Source organism: Mesorhizobium waitakense, assembly GCF_056431085.1.
Window position 1 is genome coordinate 12,201 of sequence record NZ_JBWKME010000106.1, and the last position, 21,412, is coordinate 33,612.

Genomic DNA, 21,412 nt, shown 5'->3' on the forward strand with positions numbered 1-21,412 from the left:
GCGTCCTGCGGATGAAGTGAATGACCGGACGCACCAGTCAGACGGTCAGAACCCTCCTGGCCAGGGGTCACCGAGCGGTAGAACGAGGGATCAGCGATGAATTTGCCCGCACCTTTTCCGCAAGGTCTTCGAGGCTGAATGGCTGCTTGAGCTCTACCGGCCATGAAGACACCGATCCGAGCGCGCTGTCGCTCCCGGGCGAAAGGAAACTCGGTTTTGGTGGCATCCTCCATTTGGCTACGGCTGTAGCGGCGGGTTTTCTAGGGTCTCTTAGACAGGCTGCTGGTGACGGGCGCTCAGCGAGCTTTTCCAGTCAGCACAGCCAACTTTTTCCTTACACGCACGTTGTTCCTCTGCAACCGAGGAGACATCGATGCCGAGCGATAAGAAAACCGACACCTCGACGACCGTACGAAAGCAGCGGCGCATACAGCGCAAGGTCGACACCGACGATCGAATGAAACCAAAATCGACACCCGTCGGCGCGATGCAGGCCGGCGCGCGAAAATACCCGGCGCCGCCGTTTCCAAAGCAGCATCATCCGAAACCCGGCCATGAAGCAGAGATCAAGCCGGCTCCGCTATACGATGCACCGTTCTGGCGCGGTTCTGGCAAGCTCGAGGGCAAGGTGGCGCTGGTCACCGGAGGTGATTCCGGCATTGGGCGTGCGGTCGCCGTACTTTTCGCACGCGAAGGCGCAGACATTGCGATCGTCTATCTATCGGAGGATGGCGACGCCGAGGTAACGAAGCAGTTGGTGGAAAACGAAGGCGGCCGCTGCATCACTATCCGAGGAGATGTCGCGGACCGAAACTTCTGCCGCAAAGCTGTGACCAACACGGTCAAGCAACTGGGAGGGCTCGACGTGCTCGTAAACAACGCAGCATTCCAGGTGCATTCAACGGACTTTGCCGACCTGACTGAGGAGCACTTCGACACCACCTTGAAGACCAACCTCTACGGCTATTTCCATATGGCCCAAGAGGCGGTGGCGCATATGAAGGCCGGCTCGGCAATCGTCAACACGGGTTCTATAACCGGAATAGACGGGTCGAAGGAACTGATCGACTACTCGATGACCAAGGGCGGCATTCACGCCTTCACGAGGGCCCTGTCAGGCAACCTTATCGGCAAAGGCATTCGCGTCAATGCTGTCGCTCCGGGGCCGGTGTGGACACCGCTCAACCCGTCTGAAAAGCAGGCCGACGATGTCTCGCAGTTCGGCGCGAAAACCCCCATGAAGCGCCCAGCACAGCCGGAAGAAATCGCACCTGCCTATGTCTTTCTGGCATCGCCGCAATGTTCGAGCTACATCACCGGAGAGATCCTCCCGATCATAGGTGGCTATTGACGCCATCAAATAGGGGCGAACTTTCTGCAGATGTTCACGACCGGGCCAAGCCCGCACCGCCTGTATGCGACGCCCCTGGCGGTCGACGTAGTCCGCGATATAGCGGTCAAGCGCAGCGCGGAATTCTTCTTCGCGTGGGTGCGGTCTGCGCGCCGGACCCGCTTGGCTGGTCTCAGTCTCAAACTCGATACGGTCAAAAAAAACAGCAGACATTTTCGGCTCTCCCTGTCTCGAAACGTCGCCAGGCAAAGCAGTGAGGACTTATGCACCTGCGGAAAATCCGCGAGCAGTACGCACTGATGCCGCAAAGGCGCCTCAGCCTGATGCTCGGGGCGGTTCGGCCACAGGCATTACCAAGGTGATTGAGGACGCTCTGCGCGCAGCCGGCTTGATGCGTTAGCGAAGACGTCAGCCACAGAGCGAGACGTTGGACATGAATAACAACCTTCCTTCCGAAGTCGAAATTTTCGACTGGAAGGTCTCGCGGTCGGGGAGGGCGTGCGCGGTTGCGCTAAAGGCCGCGTCCATCTCACCACCTGCCAGGCCGATCCAATGCGGGACGGTTCGGCTGAAGCTTGGCGAGACCTGCGAGCGCGCACGACAGCGCGGTTAGCCGCGATGTTCCGCTGCATATGTCGAATGCTCCGCTTCCATGACGGCGGGCTTTTTCATTTGGCCGGAACGATGCTCACGGCAGGTTGAGCTTCGGTGCGGGTTCTTCAATCCTGCCGGCGGAGGCCAACTGACCGGAGCATTCGGCGGGTGTCCAGTTCCAGAGGCTCATGCCTGCCTCCTTGTGCCAGCCGCATGTCGCGCATGTCGTTGGGCGCAGGCTAAGGACGAGTACAAAACGGCTCGCTCACATGCTCGCTGCCGGGGGACGGCGGGTCGGAATACGATAGCTTAGTCCTGGTATCTCAGCGGGTTCCAAGCGCCTTCGCTTCGCGTTCCAGTGTCTCGCGGTTGTCGCCGTGCTTTTTGATCAACTCGCGCACATGATCAGTTGAAAGGCCGAACTTGCTGGCCAAGTAGCCAACCTCATATTCCTCGTCTCCGCTGACGCGAGTGCGGTCATTCTTATCGTCAGCCATTGGATTTCTTCCTCGCCGCTGCTGGGTTTTGACCGGTGGCAGCTGTTGTCTTGGCGTCCTTCGAGTGGGCAGCCAACGCTGGGCCTGCCCCGGTCGCCTTGCGCATGTCGCCACTGCGCCTTTCGGGTTGCTGTTTCTTCCCTAGAAGACCTGAAAAATACTTGCTTAAAAACCCCATCCTTTCCTCCTGTTGATTGGGTATTTCAGCTAAGTCTAATGCAAGAATTTGCGTGGGCGGGATTTGTTCCTGTGGGCAGTGTCGCCGTGTGCCTGAGACGACGAAGGTCAATGCATTTCGGTCGACGAACGTACCCATAAATTGATTGCCAACTCTCCCTGCTCCAGATGGAATCCTGGAAATCGGTTTGGGATCACCGTTCCAGGGAACATCTGGCGTCGCCGCAGGTTGCTGAGCAGCTCATTCCCAGAGCAAGCACCAAAGGAGGACCGCATGGCGTGTAAGGCAGCAACCAATCCCAATGCCGCGACGATCCACGACCAAACCCTTGTTCGAGGGGAGGGCGGAGAGCTGCATCAGATTGCAGCCGGCAAGACAGACATTCTGACCACAGCCCAGGGCGGCCCGGTCGCAGATGATCAGAACACGCTTAAGATCGGGCCACGCGGCCCAACCCTCATCGAAGATTTCCACTTCCGCGAAAAGATTTTTCACTTTGACCACGAACGCATTCCCGAGCGCGTCGTCCATGCCCGCGGCTACGGCGCCCACGGCTTTTTCGAGACATATAAATCGCTCGCCAAGTACACCCGTGCCGACGTTTTTCAGCGCGCCGGCGAGAGGACGCCGGCGTTCGTGCGATTTTCGACTGTTGCCGGTAGCAAGGGTTCGTTCGATCTGGCCCGCGACGTACGCGGGTTCGCGGTCAAGCTTTATACGCAGGAAGGCAATTGGGACATCGTTGGCAACAACATTCCAGTGTTCTTCATTCAGGACGCGATCAAGTTTCCTGATGTTGTCCACTCGGTCAAACCTGAGCCCGATCGGGATTTCCCACAAGCCCAGTCGGCGCATGATACGTTCTGGGATTTTATCAGTCTGACGCCTGAATCCATGCACATGATCATGTGGGTGATGTCGGATCGCGCGATCCCGCGCTCTTTCCGCTTCATGCAGGGCTTTGGAGTGCACACCTTCCGCCTGCTCAACGCGGACGACGAGTCCACCTTCGTGAAATTCATCTGGAAGCCGAAACTTGGTATGCAATCGGTGGTCTGGAACGAGGCCGTCAAAATCAACGGCGCCGATCCTGACTTTCACCGCAGGGATCTGTGGAACGCTGTCCAGTCCGGCGCTTTCCCGGAGTGGGAACTATGCCTGCAGCTCTTCGACCAAGAGTTCGCCGACAGCTTCGATTTCGATGTCCTCGATCCGACGAAGCTGATCCCGGAAGAGATCCTGCCGCCGATTCCCGTCGGCCGGCTGGTTCTCGACCGCATGCCGGACAACTTTTTTGCCGAGACCGAGCAAGTTGCGTTCATGACGCAGAACGTGCCGCCGGGCATTGACTTCAGCAACGATCCACTGCTGCAGGGCAGGAACTTTTCGTATCTCGACACGCAGCTGAAGCGCCTTGGAAGTCCCAATTTTACCCATCTGCCGATCAACGCGCCGAAATGCCCCTTCCACCATTTTCAGCAGGACGGGCATATGGCGATGCGCAATCCGGTCGGACGCGCCAACTATCAGCCCAATTCGTTCGGCGAAGGACCACGAGAGTCCCCGGAGCGCGGCTTCCGCTCATTCGCCGATGCCGAGGAAGGTCAGAAGGTCAGGCTGCGCCCTGAGAGTTTCGCAGATCACTACAGTCAAGCTGGTCAATTCTTCAACAGCCAGACGCCGACCGAGCAACGCCATATCGCCATGGCGCTGACGTTCGAATTGAGCAAGGTTGAAATGCCGGTCATACGCGAACGCATGATCGCCCATCTCCTCAACATCGACAAGGGGTTGGCCGCCACGGTCGCCCACAAACTCGGTATCACCGACTTGCCGAACGCCGCGGACGCAGCCGTGCCGCCGCGTACGGATCTGGAGCCATCGCCGGCGTTGAGCATCATCGAAAACGGACCCGACAGTTTCCAAGGCCGCAAGGTCGGCGTTCTGGTGGGCAATGGCGTCGATGCCGCGCTGCTCAAAGCCTTGCAAGGCGCTATCGAAGGCGAAGGGGCGACGATGGAGGTCATTGCTTTGAAAGTCGGTGGTGTGCAGGCGGACGATGGCACCAAGATCATTGCCAAGCATATGATTGACGGGGGTCCGTCGGTGCTGTTCGACGCGGTGGCCCTTCTGCTTACGGAAGAAGCCGCGGAACTTCTGATTGGAGAGGCAGCAGCCCGGGATTTTGTGGCAGACGCTTTTGCGCACTGCAAATTCATCGGTTTTACTCCCGGGGCGGTTCCTCTTCTGGCGAAGGCGGGCGTCGACTCGGCGGCCGACGAGGGGCTCATTCCTTTGACCGATGGGGAGGCTACCGGAGCGTATGTCGAGGCGTGCCGCAAACTGCGACTGTGGGCGCGGGAGGCGGGCGTCAAGCTATAGGTGAGCTTTATTCGGCAGGCCATCGCCTGCCGGATAACCCTTTCGAGATGAAAGGAAACAGTAGCGACTGATGAAGAAACCAGACGGCCGGTCATAGCCCCGCAAAGCGTGCGGGGGTTAGCCCGCGAGTGCGGAGTCACAGAGCAGCAAATCCGTGAGATCTTCTCATTGGTGGGAACGGCCCGGGCGTCGACCTTGCGCGGGGCCCGGCTTCTTCAAAAAAGGCCGGGTGAGCACACGCGCGGCGCCGATTTTTTTCCCTACACGTGGATTCCGACGTTCCGGAGACGATATTCGTTGGCTGCGTGTATCGCTGAACAAATCGGCTCCATGTAAGAAAGCTGACTTGTCGTTTATGATGCGACCGTCGTTGCCAGGACTGCGGCAAGGTCGGCAGGGGTAAAGGGTTTGTTGACCCGCGGAGCGGACTGGAGGGCGGCGGTTGAGAGCTCAAGGTTGCCGTACCGGTAACGACGGCGAAGGGCAGGCGACGCGCGGCCGTTGCGAGCTCGGTGTAGAATAAAAATGGGCGTTGGCCGGCCGAAATGCAGGAGCCCGACAACAACCGCGAAGGTCCGCAACTTGCCGGTTCCTATCGACACAGGGAACGGCGGAGTTCCACCTGAGCGGGCTTACGACCCCGGTACCAAGCGTCAGATTTCCTCTAGCGAGAATCGGGGTAGGGGAGAAACCTCGCAACCTGTCAGTTCGTTGCGCAGAGGGGGGCAAGGACGCGCGCGGAGGCCTTCGCGGGTAGACGGTGAAGGCCGGGGGTACGGAAAACGCTTGCACGGGCTCTATTTCAATTCGCATCCAGTTTGGCACCAAGCTGGTTGCAAGAACGGTGTAGCTCTAATCGAATGGTGTCGACTGGCGGCCGTTTCGTGCCTGTGTGGTGCCACAGTGGTTACATCACGCCAAAATCGCACATGGTGTTGAAGTCGGCTTCAATGCCTTGCAATCCAAGGCGTCTGCGGCTATTGAGGCGTCCGTTGCTGCGGTAGCTCAGTGGTAGAGCACTCCCTTGGTAAGGGAGAGGTCGAGAGTTCAATCCTCTCTCGCAGCACCAGTCCATCCCGTTGAAATCGCTGAAGCCATTGGCGCGCTACGCGTTCCGTCCATTCTGACGTTACAAATGACGTCACAAGACGGAAATCGAGACGGCCGCTGTCCACCAGGCTTGTGCTCCCCAAGGACCTTCGGCCCTTCATGGAGTGCAGGACAGGGCTACGAACACGCCTTGGGCCTGGTTACAGGACGGCTCACAAGGCACTGCCAGGCGCTGTCGCTGCTCATCATCATGAGCGCGTTGTTGCACAGCTCCGGCGTGGGATCGCTGGACCGCTGAATGATGCTGACCCGGTTAGCGACGGTGAGTTCTCGGCGCTCCGACGGCAGCGACCAAGCGCCTGAGAAAGTCCCTCCCGGCATCTGCTATCAGCACACATGCGCGGATCGTCGCGGTCCGAAGATCGAACGAGCGGACCATTGATTCTCGGCCAGCCCGCTGCTTCTCAAGGTAGCGCGCGAGTGCAATTTCGTGGCGTTGCGGCGCAACCGCATTCCACAGCCGCGGGTTTTGCCCGGCATCATCATGCCAGATGGGCCACTCATTCGGGTGCAGCATAGCATTCTCCTCCTGAGACAAGGGCTGCCTCGTCCGAGCAATCTCGTCCCCCGCCCGTGAGAATTGCGTTGGAACCAGCGTGATGAATTCGTGAAAAGCGTCACGCCGGCAAAATCGCGATTGAAATAGAGGCAGGTAGGGGAAATGATTGCCGGTGGGAGCTATGGCTGTGGCGGATTCGATGACGCACCCTCATCTCTGTCTGCTCGGCGGTTTCGATTTTGCCAGCGATGCAGCGACGGTTCCGCTCCTCGGCCGCAAAGCGCGTGCCATGATAGCTTACCTGGCCCTCCAGTCCGGACGCTCGCAATCGCGCGAGAAACTCGCTTCCCTTTTGTGGGGCTGCAACAGCGAGTCCCAGGCCCGGACGAACCTGCGGCAGGCCTTGTCTGCCGTCAGGAAGGCCACTCACGCATCAGGGGGCGGGAGGTTCCTCACCGAGGGCGACACCATCAGCCTCAATCTCGACGATCTCGATTTCGATGTCGCGCGGTTCGAGGCGCTGGCTGCTGGCTCCGCCCCCGAGCAGCTCGAGCAGGCGCTTGCTGTCTATCGTGGCGACCTCCTCGACGGCTTCGATCTCAAGGAGGAGCCGTTCGAAGACTGGCTGAGGTTCGAGCGCGAGCGATTGAGGGCAATCTCCATAGCCGTGCTGGAGAAGCTCGTCGCACACCATTCCGCGACAAGCGATCTTGCATCATGCGTGCGGGCGGCTACGCGCTTGCTGGCTTTTGAACCCCTACGGGAAGACATTCACCGCGCCTTGATGCGGGCCTATGCAGCCCAGGGTCGCGTCAACCTCGCCCTGAAGCAATATGAGCGCTGCCGCGATGCCTTGCAGCGACAGCTCGACTTGCGGCCCGAGCCCGAAACCCGAAAGCTGTATGACGACCTTCGGGCGCGCCGCATCACACCGGACTCGGCTTTTCCAGCGCCCGGAGTTTCAGCTTCGCAACAGACGCGATCCCAAGCCGATAGGCGTCTGGACTCAGGTCAGCCCATCAGCCCGCCGACGCACTATGTTAAATCGGCGGGGATCAACATCGCTTATCAGGTGACCGGCGACGGGCCGATCGACCTGATCTATGTACCTGGATGGGTCTCCAACCTCGACCTTTCCTGGTCGTCGCCGCGGCTGGCGCACGTGCTCCATCGCCTCGGCAGCTTCTGCCGCCTGATCCGCATGGACAAGCGCGGCACGGGGCTGTCCGACCGCAATGTCGGTCTGCCGACGATGGAAGAGCGGATGGAAGACGTGCGGGCAGTGCTGGATGCGGTCGGCTCGAAGCGCACGGTTCTGTTCGGCAGCTCCGAGGGCGGCCCCATGTGCATGCTGTTCGCAGCGACCTATCCCGAGCGCACGGCGGCGCTCGTGCTCAACGGAGCCTATGCCAGCGGCAGATGGTCGAAGGATTACCCCTGGGCGAGAACAAGCGAGCAGGTGGAACAAGATCTGGCGGTCGTCGAGAGAGAGTGGGGAGAGCCGGCGGACATGAGCAACGCCGCGCCCAGCCTGATGAACGACAGTTTCGAGAGAGAATGGTTCGCCGCCTACCTCAGGAATTCAGCCTCTCCCGCCGACGCGATAGCGCTCTGGCGTTGGGGAACCGAAATCGACGTTCGCGATATTCTGCCGGCCATTCACGTTCCGACACTTGTCGCGCAGACGACGGGCGACCGCTGGGTAAAGCAGGAAGAAGGACGCTACCTGGCAACGCATATCGAAGGTGCCCGATACATCGAGTTTGCCGGCCGGGATCACGTGATCTGGGGGGAGAATTCCGATCGCCTCGTGGACGAGATCCAGGCTTTTGTCACCGGCGCTTTGCCGGCGGTGCCGGGCAAGCGGCTCCTGGTGTCGGTGCTGTCGGTAGAGATAGAAGGCCCTTCCTCTGGTGCGGGCACGGATCTGATTGAGCGACACGCCGAAGAGATCCGTAGCGATCTGCTCGGCGCCGAAGGCAGGCGGATCAGACGCACGGCAAGCGGATTTGTCGCCGTGTTCCAAGGCCCGACGCGATCGATCCAGTGCGCGATCGCGATCCGTCAACGCCTGAAGCAATCCGGTCTCGATGTCCGCTCGGCAGTCCATACCGGCGAATGCGAGGAGCGCGGCGATGATTTCACCGGAATGGCGATCGAGCTGTCATCGCGGCTGCTCGATCATGCGCGGCCAGGCGAGATCATTGCCTCGCGGACGGTTCGTGATCTCGTGGTCGGCTCCGGCCTGATGTTTGAAGAGCGCGGCGATACGGAACTTGCCGGGCTTCCCGGGAGCTTGCAGCTTTTCTCCGTCGGTGGGCCAGCCTGACGGCGATGATCCTTGACGCAAGTGGTTCGCGCACCTGACTCGTGGTATCGTCGTTGCGGGAGACGGCGGACGCGCCGTGAGTGCCCGCCCGCTCCCACAATGGGAGGAAAAAATGGCTTACTACGTATTGCTCTCAAATTTCACAGATCAAGGTATCAGGAGCATAAAGGATACCCAGAAGCGTGCCGAAGCCTTCAAGGCGATGGCCAGCAAGAACGGCATCAAGGTTCACACCTTGTTGTGGACGCTTGGCCAGCATGATGTCGTGGCGATTGCCGAAGCCGACGACGACATTGCTGCCACCGCGCTAGCCCTATCGATCGCATCGCTAGGCAACATCAGAACCCAGACATTGAGGGCGTTCGACGCCGCGGATATGGCCAAGATAATGGCAAAGATGGCCTGACCGCCACTCTGCCGTGAACGGGCGATCGAAGCCCGCTGGCGAGGGGAACGGCGGCCTCGCTCTTATCCTTGAAGCGAAAACCCTGGGACGAGGCCAGGGTTTTTTTGAGGGACATTCAACGAGCTATTCCGGTCTGGTCGCAGTCGGAACCATCTGCATGGCGGCTGCCAGAACTGCGGCTTGGTGGCTTATTGGCGAGGACTCATCGTGATCGCGTGCCCGACGGACCTCCAACCCATCGGCTGGCCTTGTATTCAAGTAAATGCTAATAGACATCGGGCCGGCGGATGCCGTTCCAGCTTCGCGCGGCCCATGGCGGCAGCTGACGTCGAGGGGGACGCATGCGGATCGCAATGATAGGGGCGGGCGGCATCGGCGGCTATCTCGGCGCAAGGCTCGCCGAAGCGGGGGGCGACGTCAGCTTCATCGCTCGAGGTGCCCACTTGCAGGCAATGCGCCGGGGCGGCCTGCGAATTCAAAGCGATATCGGCAACGTCTTTCTCCCCAATGTGTCCGCGAGCGACGCGCCGGCCGACATTGGTCCCGTCGATCTCGCGATTTTTGCGGTCAAGCTCTACGACAGCGAGAAGGCCGCCGCAGCGCTCGGACCGCTCATCGGCAGGGATACGCGTGTCGTGACGTTGCAGAACGGCATCGACAGCGTCGAGATTCTAGGCCGCCATGTTCCCGGCGACCAGGTGATTGGCGGCGCCACCTACTTGTCCGCATTCATCAAACAGCCGGGAGAAGTCGTCCACGCTGGCGGGCTGCGTCACATCCTGGTCGGCGGGCACCGCGAACCTCTCATCAAGGACCTTCAGGCGCTCTGCGACCGTGCTGTTGGGCTTGAGCTGAAGCCGGTTGCCGACATCGACAATGTGCTGTGGGAGAAGTTCGTGACACTCGCGGCCTTTTCCGGAGGGACGTCGCTCATGCGCTCCGGGATCGGTCCGATCCTCGACGACCCCGAGGCTCGTTTCTTCATCGAGCAACTGCGCGACGAGGGGATGGCGGTCGCGGCCGCGGCCGGTCATCCCATGGCCGAGGGGTTCGAAGGGCGCGTTGTGACCAGATGGACCGCATTCCCACCGCACGTAAAATCGTCGATGGCCAACGACCTCGAAAGGGGCAAGCCAATCGAGGTCGCCTGGCTGTCCGGGCGCATGCACGAATTGGGCATCAGGTTCGGTGTTGCGACCCCCGGCCACACGGCGGTCTTCCGCGCCCTGCATCTCTACGCAGCCGGTGCAACTCCGTAGCGGCGCCCCGTCAACGTTCCTTGGGAGGATATCATGGCCAGTTCGTCGAGCGAGAGCATGCCGGTGGCGACCTTTAACGAGGCTACCGGCTCCCAGGACATGTTCAACAAGGAGCTGGAGACGTACCGCAGGATCGTGGCCACAAACCTAATGTTCCACCGCGAGGTCTACGGGCTCCTGCGCGATCTGCTCGTTGAGCATGCACCAGGGTCGTTTCGATTCCTCGACGTGGCGTGCGGCGATGCCGCTGCCTCTGCCGCGATGCTGAAGACGTCCGCGATCGGCGGCTATGTCGGCATCGACCTGTCGGAAGCGTCGCTAGCGCTTGCCGCTCGCGCGCTCGAAGGGCTCCCATGCCCGGTCGAGCTGCGCTGCGGCGATTTCGCGCAAGCGATGGCGAACTGGTCGGAACCCGTCGACGTAATCTGGATCGGCATGTCGCTGCACCATCTAGCGACCGAGGGCAAGGCGAAGCTGATGCGGCACGCCCGCAGGGCCTTGGGCGGCGTGGGCCAGTTCGTCATCTGGGAGCCGGCCCTGTTCGAGGGAGAAGATCGCGCCGCCTGGCTCGCCCGCTTCTCGTTGCTGCGAGACAAATGGTCGACAGTTTCCGACGAGGAATTCGCTTCCATGGAACGGCATATGCTTCTGGCCGATTTCCCTGAAACCGCCGACACTTGGCTCGGCATGGGGCGGGATGCCGGGTTTCGCCGCGCCGAGGAGATCTTCATGATGCCGAACAGAATGGGCAGGGTATTCCGCTACTGGAACTAGAGCAGTTCACCGTTTCACGGAAACGGCGAACGGCTCTAACTCTTTGTTTTGACGCAATTCCGGACGGAAAACCGTTTCACACTTTTCCTGGAATTGCTCTAGCCAGTGCGTCGGGGCGACCATGTCATCAAATCTGAAACCGGGTGAGAGCCCGCCGGGCGAAGCTCCGGTTCCCGCCAACGTCGTGCTGGTCGGCCGCTGGGGCCGCCTGCGCCCGCTCGACGCCGGGCGCGACGCATCCTGTCTCTACCCGCTGTCGCATGACGAGCACACGGACGCCACCTGGGTCGACATGAAGGTTGGCCCGTTCGCCAGCGAGCCAGCGTTCGCCGGCCACGTCGCCGAACTGGTGGCCGACAAGAAACGCGCCTTCTTTGCCGTCGCTGGCCTCGACGACAAGCCGCTGGGGTGGCTCTGCCTGATGGAGGCAAGACCCGCCCATCATGTCGTCGAGCTCGGCTATGTGCTCTACACGCCGCCGCTGCAACGCACACGGCTCGCCACCGAGGCGCTCTACCTGATCTTGCGCCATGTCTTCGACGATCTTGGCTACCGGCGCCTCGAATGGACCTGCGCCTCGACCAACCTGCGCTCGCGCAAGGCGGCCGATCGGCTCGGCTTCGTCTATGAGGGCACGCTGCGCCAGGGCCTGTTCCTGAAGGGCAAACCTTGCGACATTTGTGTCTATTCGATGCTTTCCAGCGAATGGCCGGACCATCGCTCAGCTTTTGAGGCCTGGCTTGATCCCGGAAATTTCGACGCCGGGCGGCAGCTTCGCTCGGTTGCCGAGATCAGGAGCGGTCTTGATTGGCATAGTCCAGAGGTCAATCCTCTGTCGCAGCACCAGTCAATCCCGTTGAATTCACAATGCCGCGTCACCGACCAAGCGGCTGCCGTGACAAGGCGAGGAGCTCGGCCTCGTCGGTGATTCCGGCCATATAGTTCGCGATGATGCGAGAGGCCAGCGCTTCTCGGCTGGCATCAGAGTCGCCCTCGCGCTTCGCCTTGTCGAAGACACGCCCAAGAAGTCCCATCTCGGACGGCGTGAAGTTGCCCGCCTCTTTGAGCTTGCGATTGATGGACATGCCGCCTTCCTTCCTTTCGAAAAGTATACGCGCATCTCACGCAAAAAGGATGGACGGAACGAGCGACAGCTTCGATTGCGCCCTTTTTGATTTCGCTCACAACCCGCGATCTTACGCCACCGACCAGCCGCCATCGACCAGAATATTGGCGCCGGTGATCATCGAGGCTGCGGGCGAGGCCAGGAACACGACGGTTCCTGCAACATCGATCGGATCGCCGATGCGGCCGAGCGGAATGTGCCCCAAGACATGGGCGTGAAAGTCCGGCTCGGCGAGGGACGGCCGCGTGCCGTCGGTCCAGATGAAGGTCGGCGCCACGCTGTTGACGGCGATCTTGTGCTGCGCCCATTCGACGGCCAGGCAGCGCGTCAAATGGTTGATCGCCGCCTTGCTCATGCAATAGATCGCCTCGCCCTTCAGCGTCACCGTGCCGGCCTGCGAACTGATGTTGATGATGCGCCCGGACTTTTGCGCGATCATCAGCCTTCCAACCGCCTGGGTGGTGAAGAACGTGCCCTTGAGGTTGACGTTCACCGTCAGGTCGAAATCCTCCTCGGTGACGTTCTCGGCCAGGTTTTCCGGCCCAAGCCCGACATTGTTGACCAGCACGTCGATGCGGCCAAAGGCGGTATGCGCCTCGGCGACGGCTTTTCGCACCGTGGCGAGATCGGTCAAATCCATCTGCACGGCAAGCGCCCGCCTGCCCAAGCTCTCGATCTCGGCGACAAGCTCCGCCCCGTCGGCCTTGCTGCGCACGCCGACGATCATGTCGGCCCCCGACCCGGCACAGGCCAGCGCACAGGCGCGGCCAATGCCGCGCGAGGCGCCGGTTACCAGCGCCACTTTACCGGCCAGATCGAACTTTGGTGTGAACTCTGTCATAGCAACCTCCCCTGAAGGCCCTGGCTTCTTGCTTGAGCATGATCTCCAGCGAAACCCGGATTCCACTTTTCGGGATCATGCTCCAGGCCGAAACCATCGCGGATGGTGACGATCCTCTTTGCCGAACACTATCCGGTCGCCGCTTGAAAGCCAGCCGGCATCTGGAGATAGCTCGCTACAAGGACACCGCTTGCCCCCGACTTGACAGCCTCTGCGACGTGCTGACCGATCTCGGCGCCGCCCGCAAGGAGAAGGCGATGGTTCGGAAAAAATCTCGCCGAGGCACAAGCCCTGCTGGCCGGACTGCACTGACGTGGCGATTTCCCTCGGGAGCCAGGCGATTGCAACGACGCGTGACATAGTCGATCACTTGTCGTATATTGACATAAAGATATCCTTATGTGACATAAATAGGCTTGTCGCCAAAGAGATAAAAAATGTCGCAGAATTCTGCATCGCTGGACGCATTGTTCGGCCCCGTTGCGGCAAAGCCCGACGGTTCGGAAGTGCTTGCGGCGCTGACGGCGGCAGCACGCGAACGCATCCTTATCCTCGACGGCGCCATGGGCACGCAGATCCAGGGCCTTGGTTTCGACGAAGGCCAGTTTCGCGGCGAGGCATTCGAGGGCTGCGCCTGCCACCAGCAAGGCAATAACGACCTTTTGATCCTAACCCAGCCTGGGGCGATCGAGGAAATCCACTATCAGTACGCCATATCAGGCGCCGACCTCCTCGAGACCAACACCTTCTCCTCGACCTCGATCGCCCAGGCTGATTACGGCATGGAGGATGCCGTTTATGCGCTGAACCGCGACGGCGCGCGGCTGGTGCGCCGCGCAGCGCTGAGGGCGCAGCAGCAGGACGGAAAACGCCGCTTCGTCGCCGGCGCGCTGGGGCCGACCAACCGAACGGCGTCGATGTCACCTGACGTCAACAACCCCGGCTATCGCGCCGTGACTTTCGACGATCTGCGCCTCGCCTATGGCGAACAGTTGCGCGGGTTGATCGACGGCGGCGCCGACATCATCCTGATCGAGACCATCTTCGACACGCTGAACGCCAAGGCCGCGATCTTCGCCTGCAACGAGATCTTTATCGAGAAGGGCGTGCACCTGCCGGTGATGATCTCCGGTACCATCACCGACCTGTCCGGCCGCACGCTGTCCGGCCAGACGCCGACAGCCTTCTGGCATTCGGTGCGTCATGCCAGCCCATTCACCATCGGTCTCAACTGCGCGCTCGGCGCCAAGGCCATGCGCGCGCATCTGGCCGAGATTTCGGGCGTCGCCAACACCTTCACCTGTGCCTATCCGAATGCCGGCCTGCCCAATGAATTCGGCCGGTATGACGAGAGCCCGGAATTCATGGCCGCGCAGATCGAGGATTTCGCCCGCGAGGGGCTGGTCAATGTCGTCGGCGGCTGCTGCGGCTCGACGCCGGAGCACATCCGGGCGATCGCCGAGGCGGTGCGGAAATATCCGCCGCGCGCCATCCCCGAAATCGAGCCGAAGATGCGCCTGTCCGGGCTGGAGCCGTTCACGCTGACCAACGAGATTGCGTTCGTCAATGTCGGCGAGCGGACCAATGTCACGGGGTCGGCCAAATTCCGCAAGCTGATCACGGCAGGCGACTATGTCGCCGCGCTCGACGTGGCGCGCGACCAGGTCGCCAACGGCGCCCAGATCATCGACATCAACATGGACGAGGGGCTGATCGATTCGAAGAAGGCGATGGTCAGCTATCTCAACCTGATCGCCGCCGAGCCGGACATCGCCCGCGTCCCGGTGATGGTCGACAGTTCGAAATGGGAGATCATCGAGGCCGGCCTGAAATGCGTTCAGGGCAAGCCGTTGGTCAACTCCATCTCGATGAAGGAAGGCGAGGAGGCGTTCCTGCATCATGCGAGGCTGGTGCGCGCCTATGGCGCGGCGGTGGTCGTCATGGCCTTCGACGAGGACGGCCAGGCCGATACCAAAGCGCGCAAGGTCGAGATCTGCACCCGCGCCTACAGGCTCCTGACCGAGCAAGCCGGATTTCCGCCGGAGGACATCGTCTTCGACCCCAATGTCTTCGCGATCGCCACCGGCATCGAGGAGCACGACAACTACGGTGTCGACTTCATCGAGGCAACCGGCGAGATCACCGCGACGCTGCCGCATGTCCATATCTCAGGCGGCGTGTCGAACCTCTCCTTCTCGTTCCGCGGCAACGAGCCGGTGCGCGAGGCGATGCACGCCGTGTTCCTCTACCACGCCATCCAGCGTGGCATGGACATGGGCATCGTCAATGCCGGCCAGCTTGCGGTCTTCGACACGATCGAACCGGAACTGCGCGAGGCCTGCGAGGATGTCGTGCTCAACCGCGCGCCCAGGGCCGGCGGTACCGCCACCGAACGCATGCTGGAGATCGCCGAACGCTTTAAGGGCACGGCGGGCCAGGAGGCCAGGGAGCGCGATCTCGCCTGGCGCGAATTGCCGGTCGAGCAGCGGATCAGCCATGCGCTGGTCAACGGCATCACCGAGTTCATCGATGCCGATACCGACGAAGCGCGGCTGGCGGCAGAGCGCCCGCTGCATGTCATCGAAGGCCCGCTGATGGCCGGCATGAATGTCGTCGGCGACCTGTTCGGCGCGGGAAAAATGTTCCTGCCGCAAGTGGTGAAGTCCGCGCGGGTGATGAAGCAAGCCGTCGCAGGGCTATTGCCGCACATGGAGGCTGAGAAGCTGGCGAACGCAGCCAATGGCATCGACAATGGTGAGCGCCAGACGGCGGGAAAAATCCTGATGGCGACGGTGAAGGGCGATGTCCACGACATCGGCAAGAACATCGTCGGCGTCGTGCTCGCCTGCAACAATTACGAGATCATCGATCTCGGCGTCATGGTGCCGGCGGCCAAGATCCTACAGACGGCGCGCGAGAGACAAGTCGACATCATCGGTCTATCCGGCCTGATCACGCCGTCGCTCGACGAGATGGCGCACATGGCCGCCGAGATGGAGCGCGAGGGTTTCGACATTCCACTGCTGATCGGCGGGGCGACGACCAGTCGCGTGCATACGGCGGTCAAGATCCACCCGCGCTATACCAGGGGACAGACGGTCTACGTCACCGACGCCAGCCGGGCGGTCGGCGTCGTGTCCTCCCTTCTGTCGAACGAGACCAAGGGCGGCTATGTCGACGCGGTGCGCGCAGAATACAAGAAGGTCGCCGACGCGCATGCCCGCTCCGAAGCCGACAAGCTGCGGCTGCCGCTGGCCAAGGCGAGAGCCAACGCGCACCGGATCGACTGGTCGAGCTACGAGCCGCCAAAGCCGTCCTTCACAGGCGTGAAGGTATTTGAAAACTGGGACCTCGCCGAACTCGCGCGTTACATCGACTGGACGCCATTCTTCCAGACCTGGGAGTTGAAGGGGCGTTATCCGAAGATACTCGAAGACGAGGCGCAGGGTCCTGCTGCTCGCCAGCTGTTCGAGGATGCGCAGGCAATGCTGAAGAAGATCATTGCTGAAAAATGGTTCGCGCCACGCGGCGTCATCGGCTTCTGGCCGGCCAACGCCGTTGGCGACGACATCAAACTGTTCACGGACGAAGCACGCTCGCAGGAACTGGCGACCTTCTTCACCTTGCGCCAGCAGCTAACCAAGCGCGACGGCAAGGCCAATGTCGCGTTGTCGGATTTCGTCGCCCCGTCGGACAGCGGCAAGCCCGATTATGTAGGCGGCTTCATCGTCACCGCCGGCATCGAGGAGGTTGCGATCGCCGAGCGTTTCGAGCGGGCGAACGACGACTATTCCTCGATCATGGTCAAGGCGCTGGCCGACCGCTTCGCCGAGGCCTACGCCGAGCGCATGCATGAGAAGGTGCGCCAGGAGTTCTGGGGCTACGCGGCAGACGAGAATCTGGCGCCGGACGAACTGATCGGCGAGCCCTATCGCGGCATCCGTCCGGCGCCCGGCTATCCGGCGCAACCGGACCACACCGAGAAGGCGACGCTGTTCCGGTTGCTCGACGGCGAAGGCAATGCCGGGGTGAGCCTGACCGAAAGCTATGCGATGTGGCCGGGCTCGTCTGTGTCGGGGATCTACCTGGCGCATCCCGAAAGTTATTATTTCGGCGTCGCCAAGGTCGAACGCGACCAGGTCGAGGACTATGCACGCCGCAAGGCCATGCCGTTGGCCGAGGTCGAGCGCTGGCTCGGACCCATCCTCAACTATGTTCCGGCGCACCATGCCGAGGCGGCTGAATAGCGCGGCAAGCTCTGTCGCCTTTTCGCTCTGACAGTCCGTGTGAGCGGGACTCAGGCGCAGGTGTTTTGACCCTGGTTCACGCTGTGCCGTCAACAGAATTTGCTCTGGTTGCCGGCTTGTGATCCATGGCGTGGCGGTTACACCTTCGGGGTAGCCGTCTTTGCAGTTGGAGCGCCAAATGACTGTCCTCACACGCCGCAGGCTTTTGAAAACGGCAGCGATTGCCGGCGCCGGCGGGGCAGGGCTCTCGGCCATGGTCAGGTTTGCCGGCTGGGCCGCTGCCGGGCCTGAGCCGGTGGTGCTACAGACGGCCAAAATCCAGGCGAAGCTGATGGATGTCGGCCAGACCAGGGATGTGCTGACTTATGGCAATGCCGGAATGCCGCCGGTGCTCAGAATGAAAAAGGGCGAGCCCTTCGCCGCGCGTCTCGTCAACGCCATAGACGATCCGACGACGATCCATTGGCACGGCATTCGCGTGCCGAACAAGATGGATGGCGTGCCGTTTCTGGTCCAGCCCTATGTCTATACCGGTGATCATTTCGACTACGCCTTCACGCCGCCCGACGCCGGCACCTTCTGGTACCACCCGCACTGCAACACGTTGACCCAGATGGGCCACGGCCTGACGGGGGTGATCGTGGTCGAAAACCCCGGCGATCCGACATTCGATGCCGAGATGGTCCTCAATCTGCGCGACTGGCGGCTCGGTGACGACGGCCAGTTCATCGACCAGTTCCGGCCGCGCGATGCCGCAAGAACCGGCACCTACGGCACCGTGCGCACCGCCAACTGGCTCGATCAGCCGCAATATGATGCGCCGGCCGGCGGGCTGGTGCGACTCAGGGTCGCCATCACCGATGTCACGCGGATCTATGCTTTTCTTGTCGACGGGGCGGAGGCCACCGTCATGGCGCTCGACGGCAATCCGGTGCCGCAGCGTTTTTCACCCGATGCGCTGCTGCTTGGACCCGGCCAGCGCATGGAACTGGCCATCCGCATGCCCGACGACGAGGGCGCGATCGTCAGCTTGCGAGACGTCAGAGGCACCAAGCCCAAGGTGCTCGCGACCCTGCGCACGACTGGAAGCTCGCTCAAGCGCGACATTCGTGATGTTGCACCCTTCGAGGTCAATCCGGTGGCGGAGGTGGATCTCACCGCCGCCCAGCATATTTCGCTGGCGCTCAGCGCCACGGCGGAAAACGTCCCGAGCGATGGCATCTGCGGTTCGCTTGGCTACAGTTTCTGGGCCATCAACAAGGTGCCGTGGCCAGGCGATACGCCCGATCCAACCGCGCCATTGGCCGAACTGAAGCTCGGCAGAAGCTATGTCATCGACATGGAGAACCTGACGCCGCAATCCCATCCGATGCATCTGCACGGCATGAGTTTCAAGGTGTTGTCGTCCTCGACGCGCCAGGTTCAGCCGTTGATTTCGGACACCTATCTCATCCAGCCCAACGAGAAAGTGAGCCTGGGCTTCGTCGCCGACAATCTCGGCGACTGGCTGCTGCACTGCCACATCATCGAGCACCAGAAATCGGGGATGACGAGCTATGTCAGGGTGGTCTAAACCCGGTTTCAATAGCTCGAACATGGGTGGAAAGGTTGTTCTAACGCTGCATTGACGAGCGAGAAATTGCCGCCGGCTTGCGGTTTCGTTGGCAAAAGGGGGCGATTCCCTGCTATTGCCGCCTCCAAATCGAGAAGCATGGAAGCACCTGCATGACCAATGTCGCCCTGACCGGGCTTGCCCGCGATCTCGCCAGGCGTGCCGCCGAGGGCCGCCCGGTGCGCATCGGCGTTATCGGCTCCGGCGAGATGGGCACCGATCTGGTGACGCAAGGCATGCTGATGAAGGGCATTTCGGTCTGCGCGGTCTCGACCCGCCGCCCGCACACCGCGCGCGAGGCCATCCGTATTGCCTATGGCGATGAAGCGATGGCGGTCGAAGCCGACACCGCATCGAAAGTCACCGGCGCCATCGAGAGCGGCAAGATCGCCATCACATCCAACGAGATGCTGGTCACCAACCAGCTGATCGACGTCGTCATCGACGCCACCGGCAAGCCGGGCGTCGCCGCTGATTTCGACCTGATGGCGATGGAGCACGGCAAGCACCTGGTGATGATGAACGTCGAGGCCGACGTTACCATCGGCTGTTATCTGAAGCAGCAGGCCGACCGGCTTGGCGTCGTCTATTCCGTCGGCGCCGGTGACGAGCCGTCAAGCTGCATGGAATTGATCGAGTTTGCGTCCGCGCTCGGCTACACCATCGTCTCCGCCGGCAAGGGCAAGAACAACCCGCTCAACCATGATGCGGTGCCGGACGACTATCGCGAGGAAGCGATCCGCCGCAACATGAACCCGCGCATGCTGGTCGAGTTCGTCGACGGCTCGAAGACAATGGTCGAGATGTGCGCCATCGCCAACGCGACCGGGCTGGTGCCCGATGTCCCCGGCATGCATGGCCCGAAGGCCGATCGCGATGACCTCGCCAAAGTGCTCATCCCGCGCGAGGATGGTGGTCTGCTGTTGAAGAAAGGCGTCGTCGACTACACGGTCGGCAAAGGCGTCGCGCCCGGCGTCTTCGTCATCGTCGAGGCGACGCATCCGCGCATCATCGAGCGGATGGACGATCTGCATATCGGTTACGGCCCTTATTACAGCCTGTTCCGGCCGTATCATCTGACCTCGCTGGAAGTGCCGCTGACCGCCGCCCGCATTGTGCTTTTCGGCAAGCCCGACATGGTGCCGCTGCCAAAGCCGGTGGCAGAAGTGTGCGCCGTCGCCAAGCGCGATCTCGCCGCCAGCGAGACGTTCGATGCGATCGGCGAGACCTGCTATCGCTCCTGGACCATGACCACAGGTGACGCTCGCGCCCAACGCGCCGTGCCCCTCGGCCTGCTCGAGGGCGGCAAGGTCCTGAAGCCGGTCCGGAAAGGTGAATTGCTGACCACCGACAATGCCGCGCCCGACCAGACCACGCGGCTGTTCGCCTTGCGTCGGCTGCAGGACGAGATGCTGTACGGGAAAGCATGATCCCGAACTGAAAGGTCCGCGTTAGCGAGGAATGGGAACCGGTCTTTGGAAAGGACCATACCCAAGCAGGCCGTTATGGCGCCGTCATGACAAATGTACTATGTTGTAGTGACAAATCGCTGAGGAGCGGCGAATGAACCTTCAGATCAGGGACCCGCGAGCTCGTGAACTGGCACGACGGCTCGCCGCCAAACGCAAGATTTCTATGACCGAAGCGGTCATCGAAGCGCTGGAATCCGAGCTGAAGCGGGAAAGCGGGCGCGTTCCCCTGGCGGATCGGCTGGCTGCCATTGCGAACGATTTCAAGGCCAAAGCGGGCAAGGGCGGCCGGCCTGTGAGCAAGGACGAGATCGATGACATGTGGGGACATCCCTGATGTTCGTCGACACCTCCGTGGTTGTCGCAATTCTTTCAGGAGAAAGGGATGCTGGCGAGTGGAGCAACCGCATCGAGGCAGCACCCCACAGGATCACCTCCCCTCTGGTAGTACTTGAAGCGGCGATGCGGCTTTCCACTATGCTTGCCGTCGAACCCGTCATCGCGGAAGCGGCGATAGAAGCTTTTCTCCGCGAGGCTGAAATCGAAATCGTGCCGATCGACGCTGGCGACGCCAAGCTCGCGATCCAGGCCTTTTCAGACTACGGAAAGGGACGTGGGCATCCCGCTCAGCTCAACCTTGCCGATTGCCTATCTTATGCCTGCGCGAAGAGCCACAGCTCAGCGCTACTCTACAAGGGCAATGACTTCTCGCACACAGATCTCGCGTAGCGGGACGTT

At 61.4% G+C, this 21,412-nt stretch carries 16 protein-coding genes and 1 tRNA gene; 13 read left to right on the forward strand and 4 right to left on the reverse strand.

Annotated features, from left to right (window positions below; translation table 11 throughout):
• Positions 1-373 precede the first annotated feature (373 nt).
• A complete protein-coding gene (locus AC07FD_RS23575; protein WP_478351782.1) occupies positions 374-1,351 on the forward strand; it encodes an SDR family oxidoreductase in 978 nt (325 codons plus the stop codon).
• A gap of 917 nt (positions 1,352-2,268) precedes the next feature.
• Here AC07FD_RS23575 and AC07FD_RS23580 read toward each other — a convergent pair.
• Both AC07FD_RS23580 and AC07FD_RS23585 read right to left on the reverse strand, forming a co-directional pair.
• Complete coding sequence (locus AC07FD_RS23580; RefSeq protein ID WP_478351783.1) at positions 2,269-2,442, reverse strand: DUF3606 domain-containing protein; 174 nt, start codon at positions 2,440-2,442, stop codon at positions 2,269-2,271.
• On the reverse strand, positions 2,435-2,758 hold the full coding sequence (locus AC07FD_RS23585; protein WP_478351784.1) for a hypothetical protein: 324 nt from the start codon (positions 2,756-2,758) through the stop codon (positions 2,435-2,437). Before AC07FD_RS23585 ends, AC07FD_RS23580 begins: the two co-directional genes overlap by 8 nt.
• Before the next feature lie 135 nt (positions 2,759-2,893).
• Here AC07FD_RS23585 and katE point away from each other — a divergent pair, with 135 nt between their 5' ends.
• The 7 genes from katE to AC07FD_RS23620 all read left to right on the forward strand — a co-directional run bounded on the left by katE (position 2,894) and on the right by AC07FD_RS23620 (position 12,307).
• Positions 2,894-5,002, forward strand: a complete 2,109-nt coding sequence (gene katE / locus AC07FD_RS23590) for a catalase (RefSeq protein WP_478351785.1) — start codon at positions 2,894-2,896, stop codon at positions 5,000-5,002.
• Between the two features lie 994 nt (positions 5,003-5,996).
• Positions 5,997-6,071, forward strand: a tRNA-Thr gene (locus tag AC07FD_RS23595).
• Between the two features lie 739 nt (positions 6,072-6,810).
• Positions 6,811-8,940 carry an alpha/beta fold hydrolase gene (locus AC07FD_RS23600; protein WP_478351786.1) on the forward strand — a complete coding sequence of 710 codons (2,130 nt, stop codon included), beginning with the start codon at positions 6,811-6,813 and terminating at the stop codon, positions 8,938-8,940.
• Positions 8,941-9,052: 112 nt separating this feature from the next.
• Positions 9,053-9,346: a GYD domain-containing protein gene (locus AC07FD_RS23605; RefSeq protein ID WP_095088629.1), complete on the forward strand. Its 294-nt coding sequence runs from the start codon at positions 9,053-9,055 to the stop codon at positions 9,344-9,346.
• Between the two features lie 341 nt (positions 9,347-9,687).
• Positions 9,688-10,605 carry a ketopantoate reductase family protein gene (locus AC07FD_RS23610; RefSeq protein WP_478351787.1) on the forward strand — a complete coding sequence of 306 codons (918 nt, stop codon included), beginning with the start codon at positions 9,688-9,690 and terminating at the stop codon, positions 10,603-10,605.
• A 33-nt stretch (positions 10,606-10,638) separates the two neighbouring features.
• Entirely contained in the window at positions 10,639-11,379 is a 741-nt protein-coding gene (locus AC07FD_RS23615; protein ID WP_478351788.1) for a class I SAM-dependent methyltransferase, read from the forward strand.
• A 121-nt stretch (positions 11,380-11,500) separates the two neighbouring features.
• Entirely contained in the window at positions 11,501-12,307 is an 807-nt protein-coding gene (locus tag AC07FD_RS23620) for a GNAT family N-acetyltransferase (protein ID WP_478351789.1), read from the forward strand.
• Here the strand turns inward: AC07FD_RS23620 and AC07FD_RS23625 are convergent.
• Positions 12,255-12,464: a hypothetical protein gene (locus tag AC07FD_RS23625; RefSeq protein WP_184872101.1), complete on the reverse strand. Its 210-nt coding sequence runs from the start codon at positions 12,462-12,464 to the stop codon at positions 12,255-12,257. The two genes, AC07FD_RS23620 and AC07FD_RS23625, sit on opposite strands and share 53 nt — an antisense overlap.
• Before the next feature lie 111 nt (positions 12,465-12,575).
• Complete coding sequence (locus AC07FD_RS23630; protein ID WP_478351790.1) at positions 12,576-13,346, reverse strand: SDR family NAD(P)-dependent oxidoreductase; 771 nt, start codon at positions 13,344-13,346, stop codon at positions 12,576-12,578.
• Positions 13,347-13,783: 437 nt separating this feature from the next.
• Between AC07FD_RS23630 and metH the strand changes: the two genes are divergently transcribed.
• From metH to AC07FD_RS23655, 5 genes are all read left to right on the forward strand, one after another.
• Positions 13,784-17,593: a methionine synthase gene (gene metH, locus AC07FD_RS23635; protein ID WP_478351791.1), complete on the forward strand. Its 3,810-nt coding sequence runs from the start codon at positions 13,784-13,786 to the stop codon at positions 17,591-17,593.
• A gap of 178 nt (positions 17,594-17,771) precedes the next feature.
• Positions 17,772-19,166, forward strand: a complete 1,395-nt coding sequence (locus tag AC07FD_RS23640) for a multicopper oxidase family protein (protein WP_478351792.1) — start codon at positions 17,772-17,774, stop codon at positions 19,164-19,166.
• 152 nt (positions 19,167-19,318) lie between these two features.
• Complete coding sequence (locus AC07FD_RS23645; RefSeq protein ID WP_478351793.1) at positions 19,319-20,635, forward strand: NAD(P)H-dependent oxidoreductase; 1,317 nt, start codon at positions 19,319-19,321, stop codon at positions 20,633-20,635.
• Positions 20,636-20,768: 133 nt separating this feature from the next.
• Entirely contained in the window at positions 20,769-21,011 is a 243-nt protein-coding gene (locus AC07FD_RS23650; RefSeq protein WP_095088607.1) for a type II toxin-antitoxin system VapB family antitoxin, read from the forward strand.
• Positions 21,011-21,403, forward strand: a complete 393-nt coding sequence (locus AC07FD_RS23655; RefSeq protein WP_478351794.1) for a type II toxin-antitoxin system VapC family toxin — start codon at positions 21,011-21,013, stop codon at positions 21,401-21,403. Before AC07FD_RS23650 ends, AC07FD_RS23655 begins: the two co-directional genes overlap by 1 nt.
• The last annotated feature ends 9 nt before the right edge of the window (positions 21,404-21,412 follow it).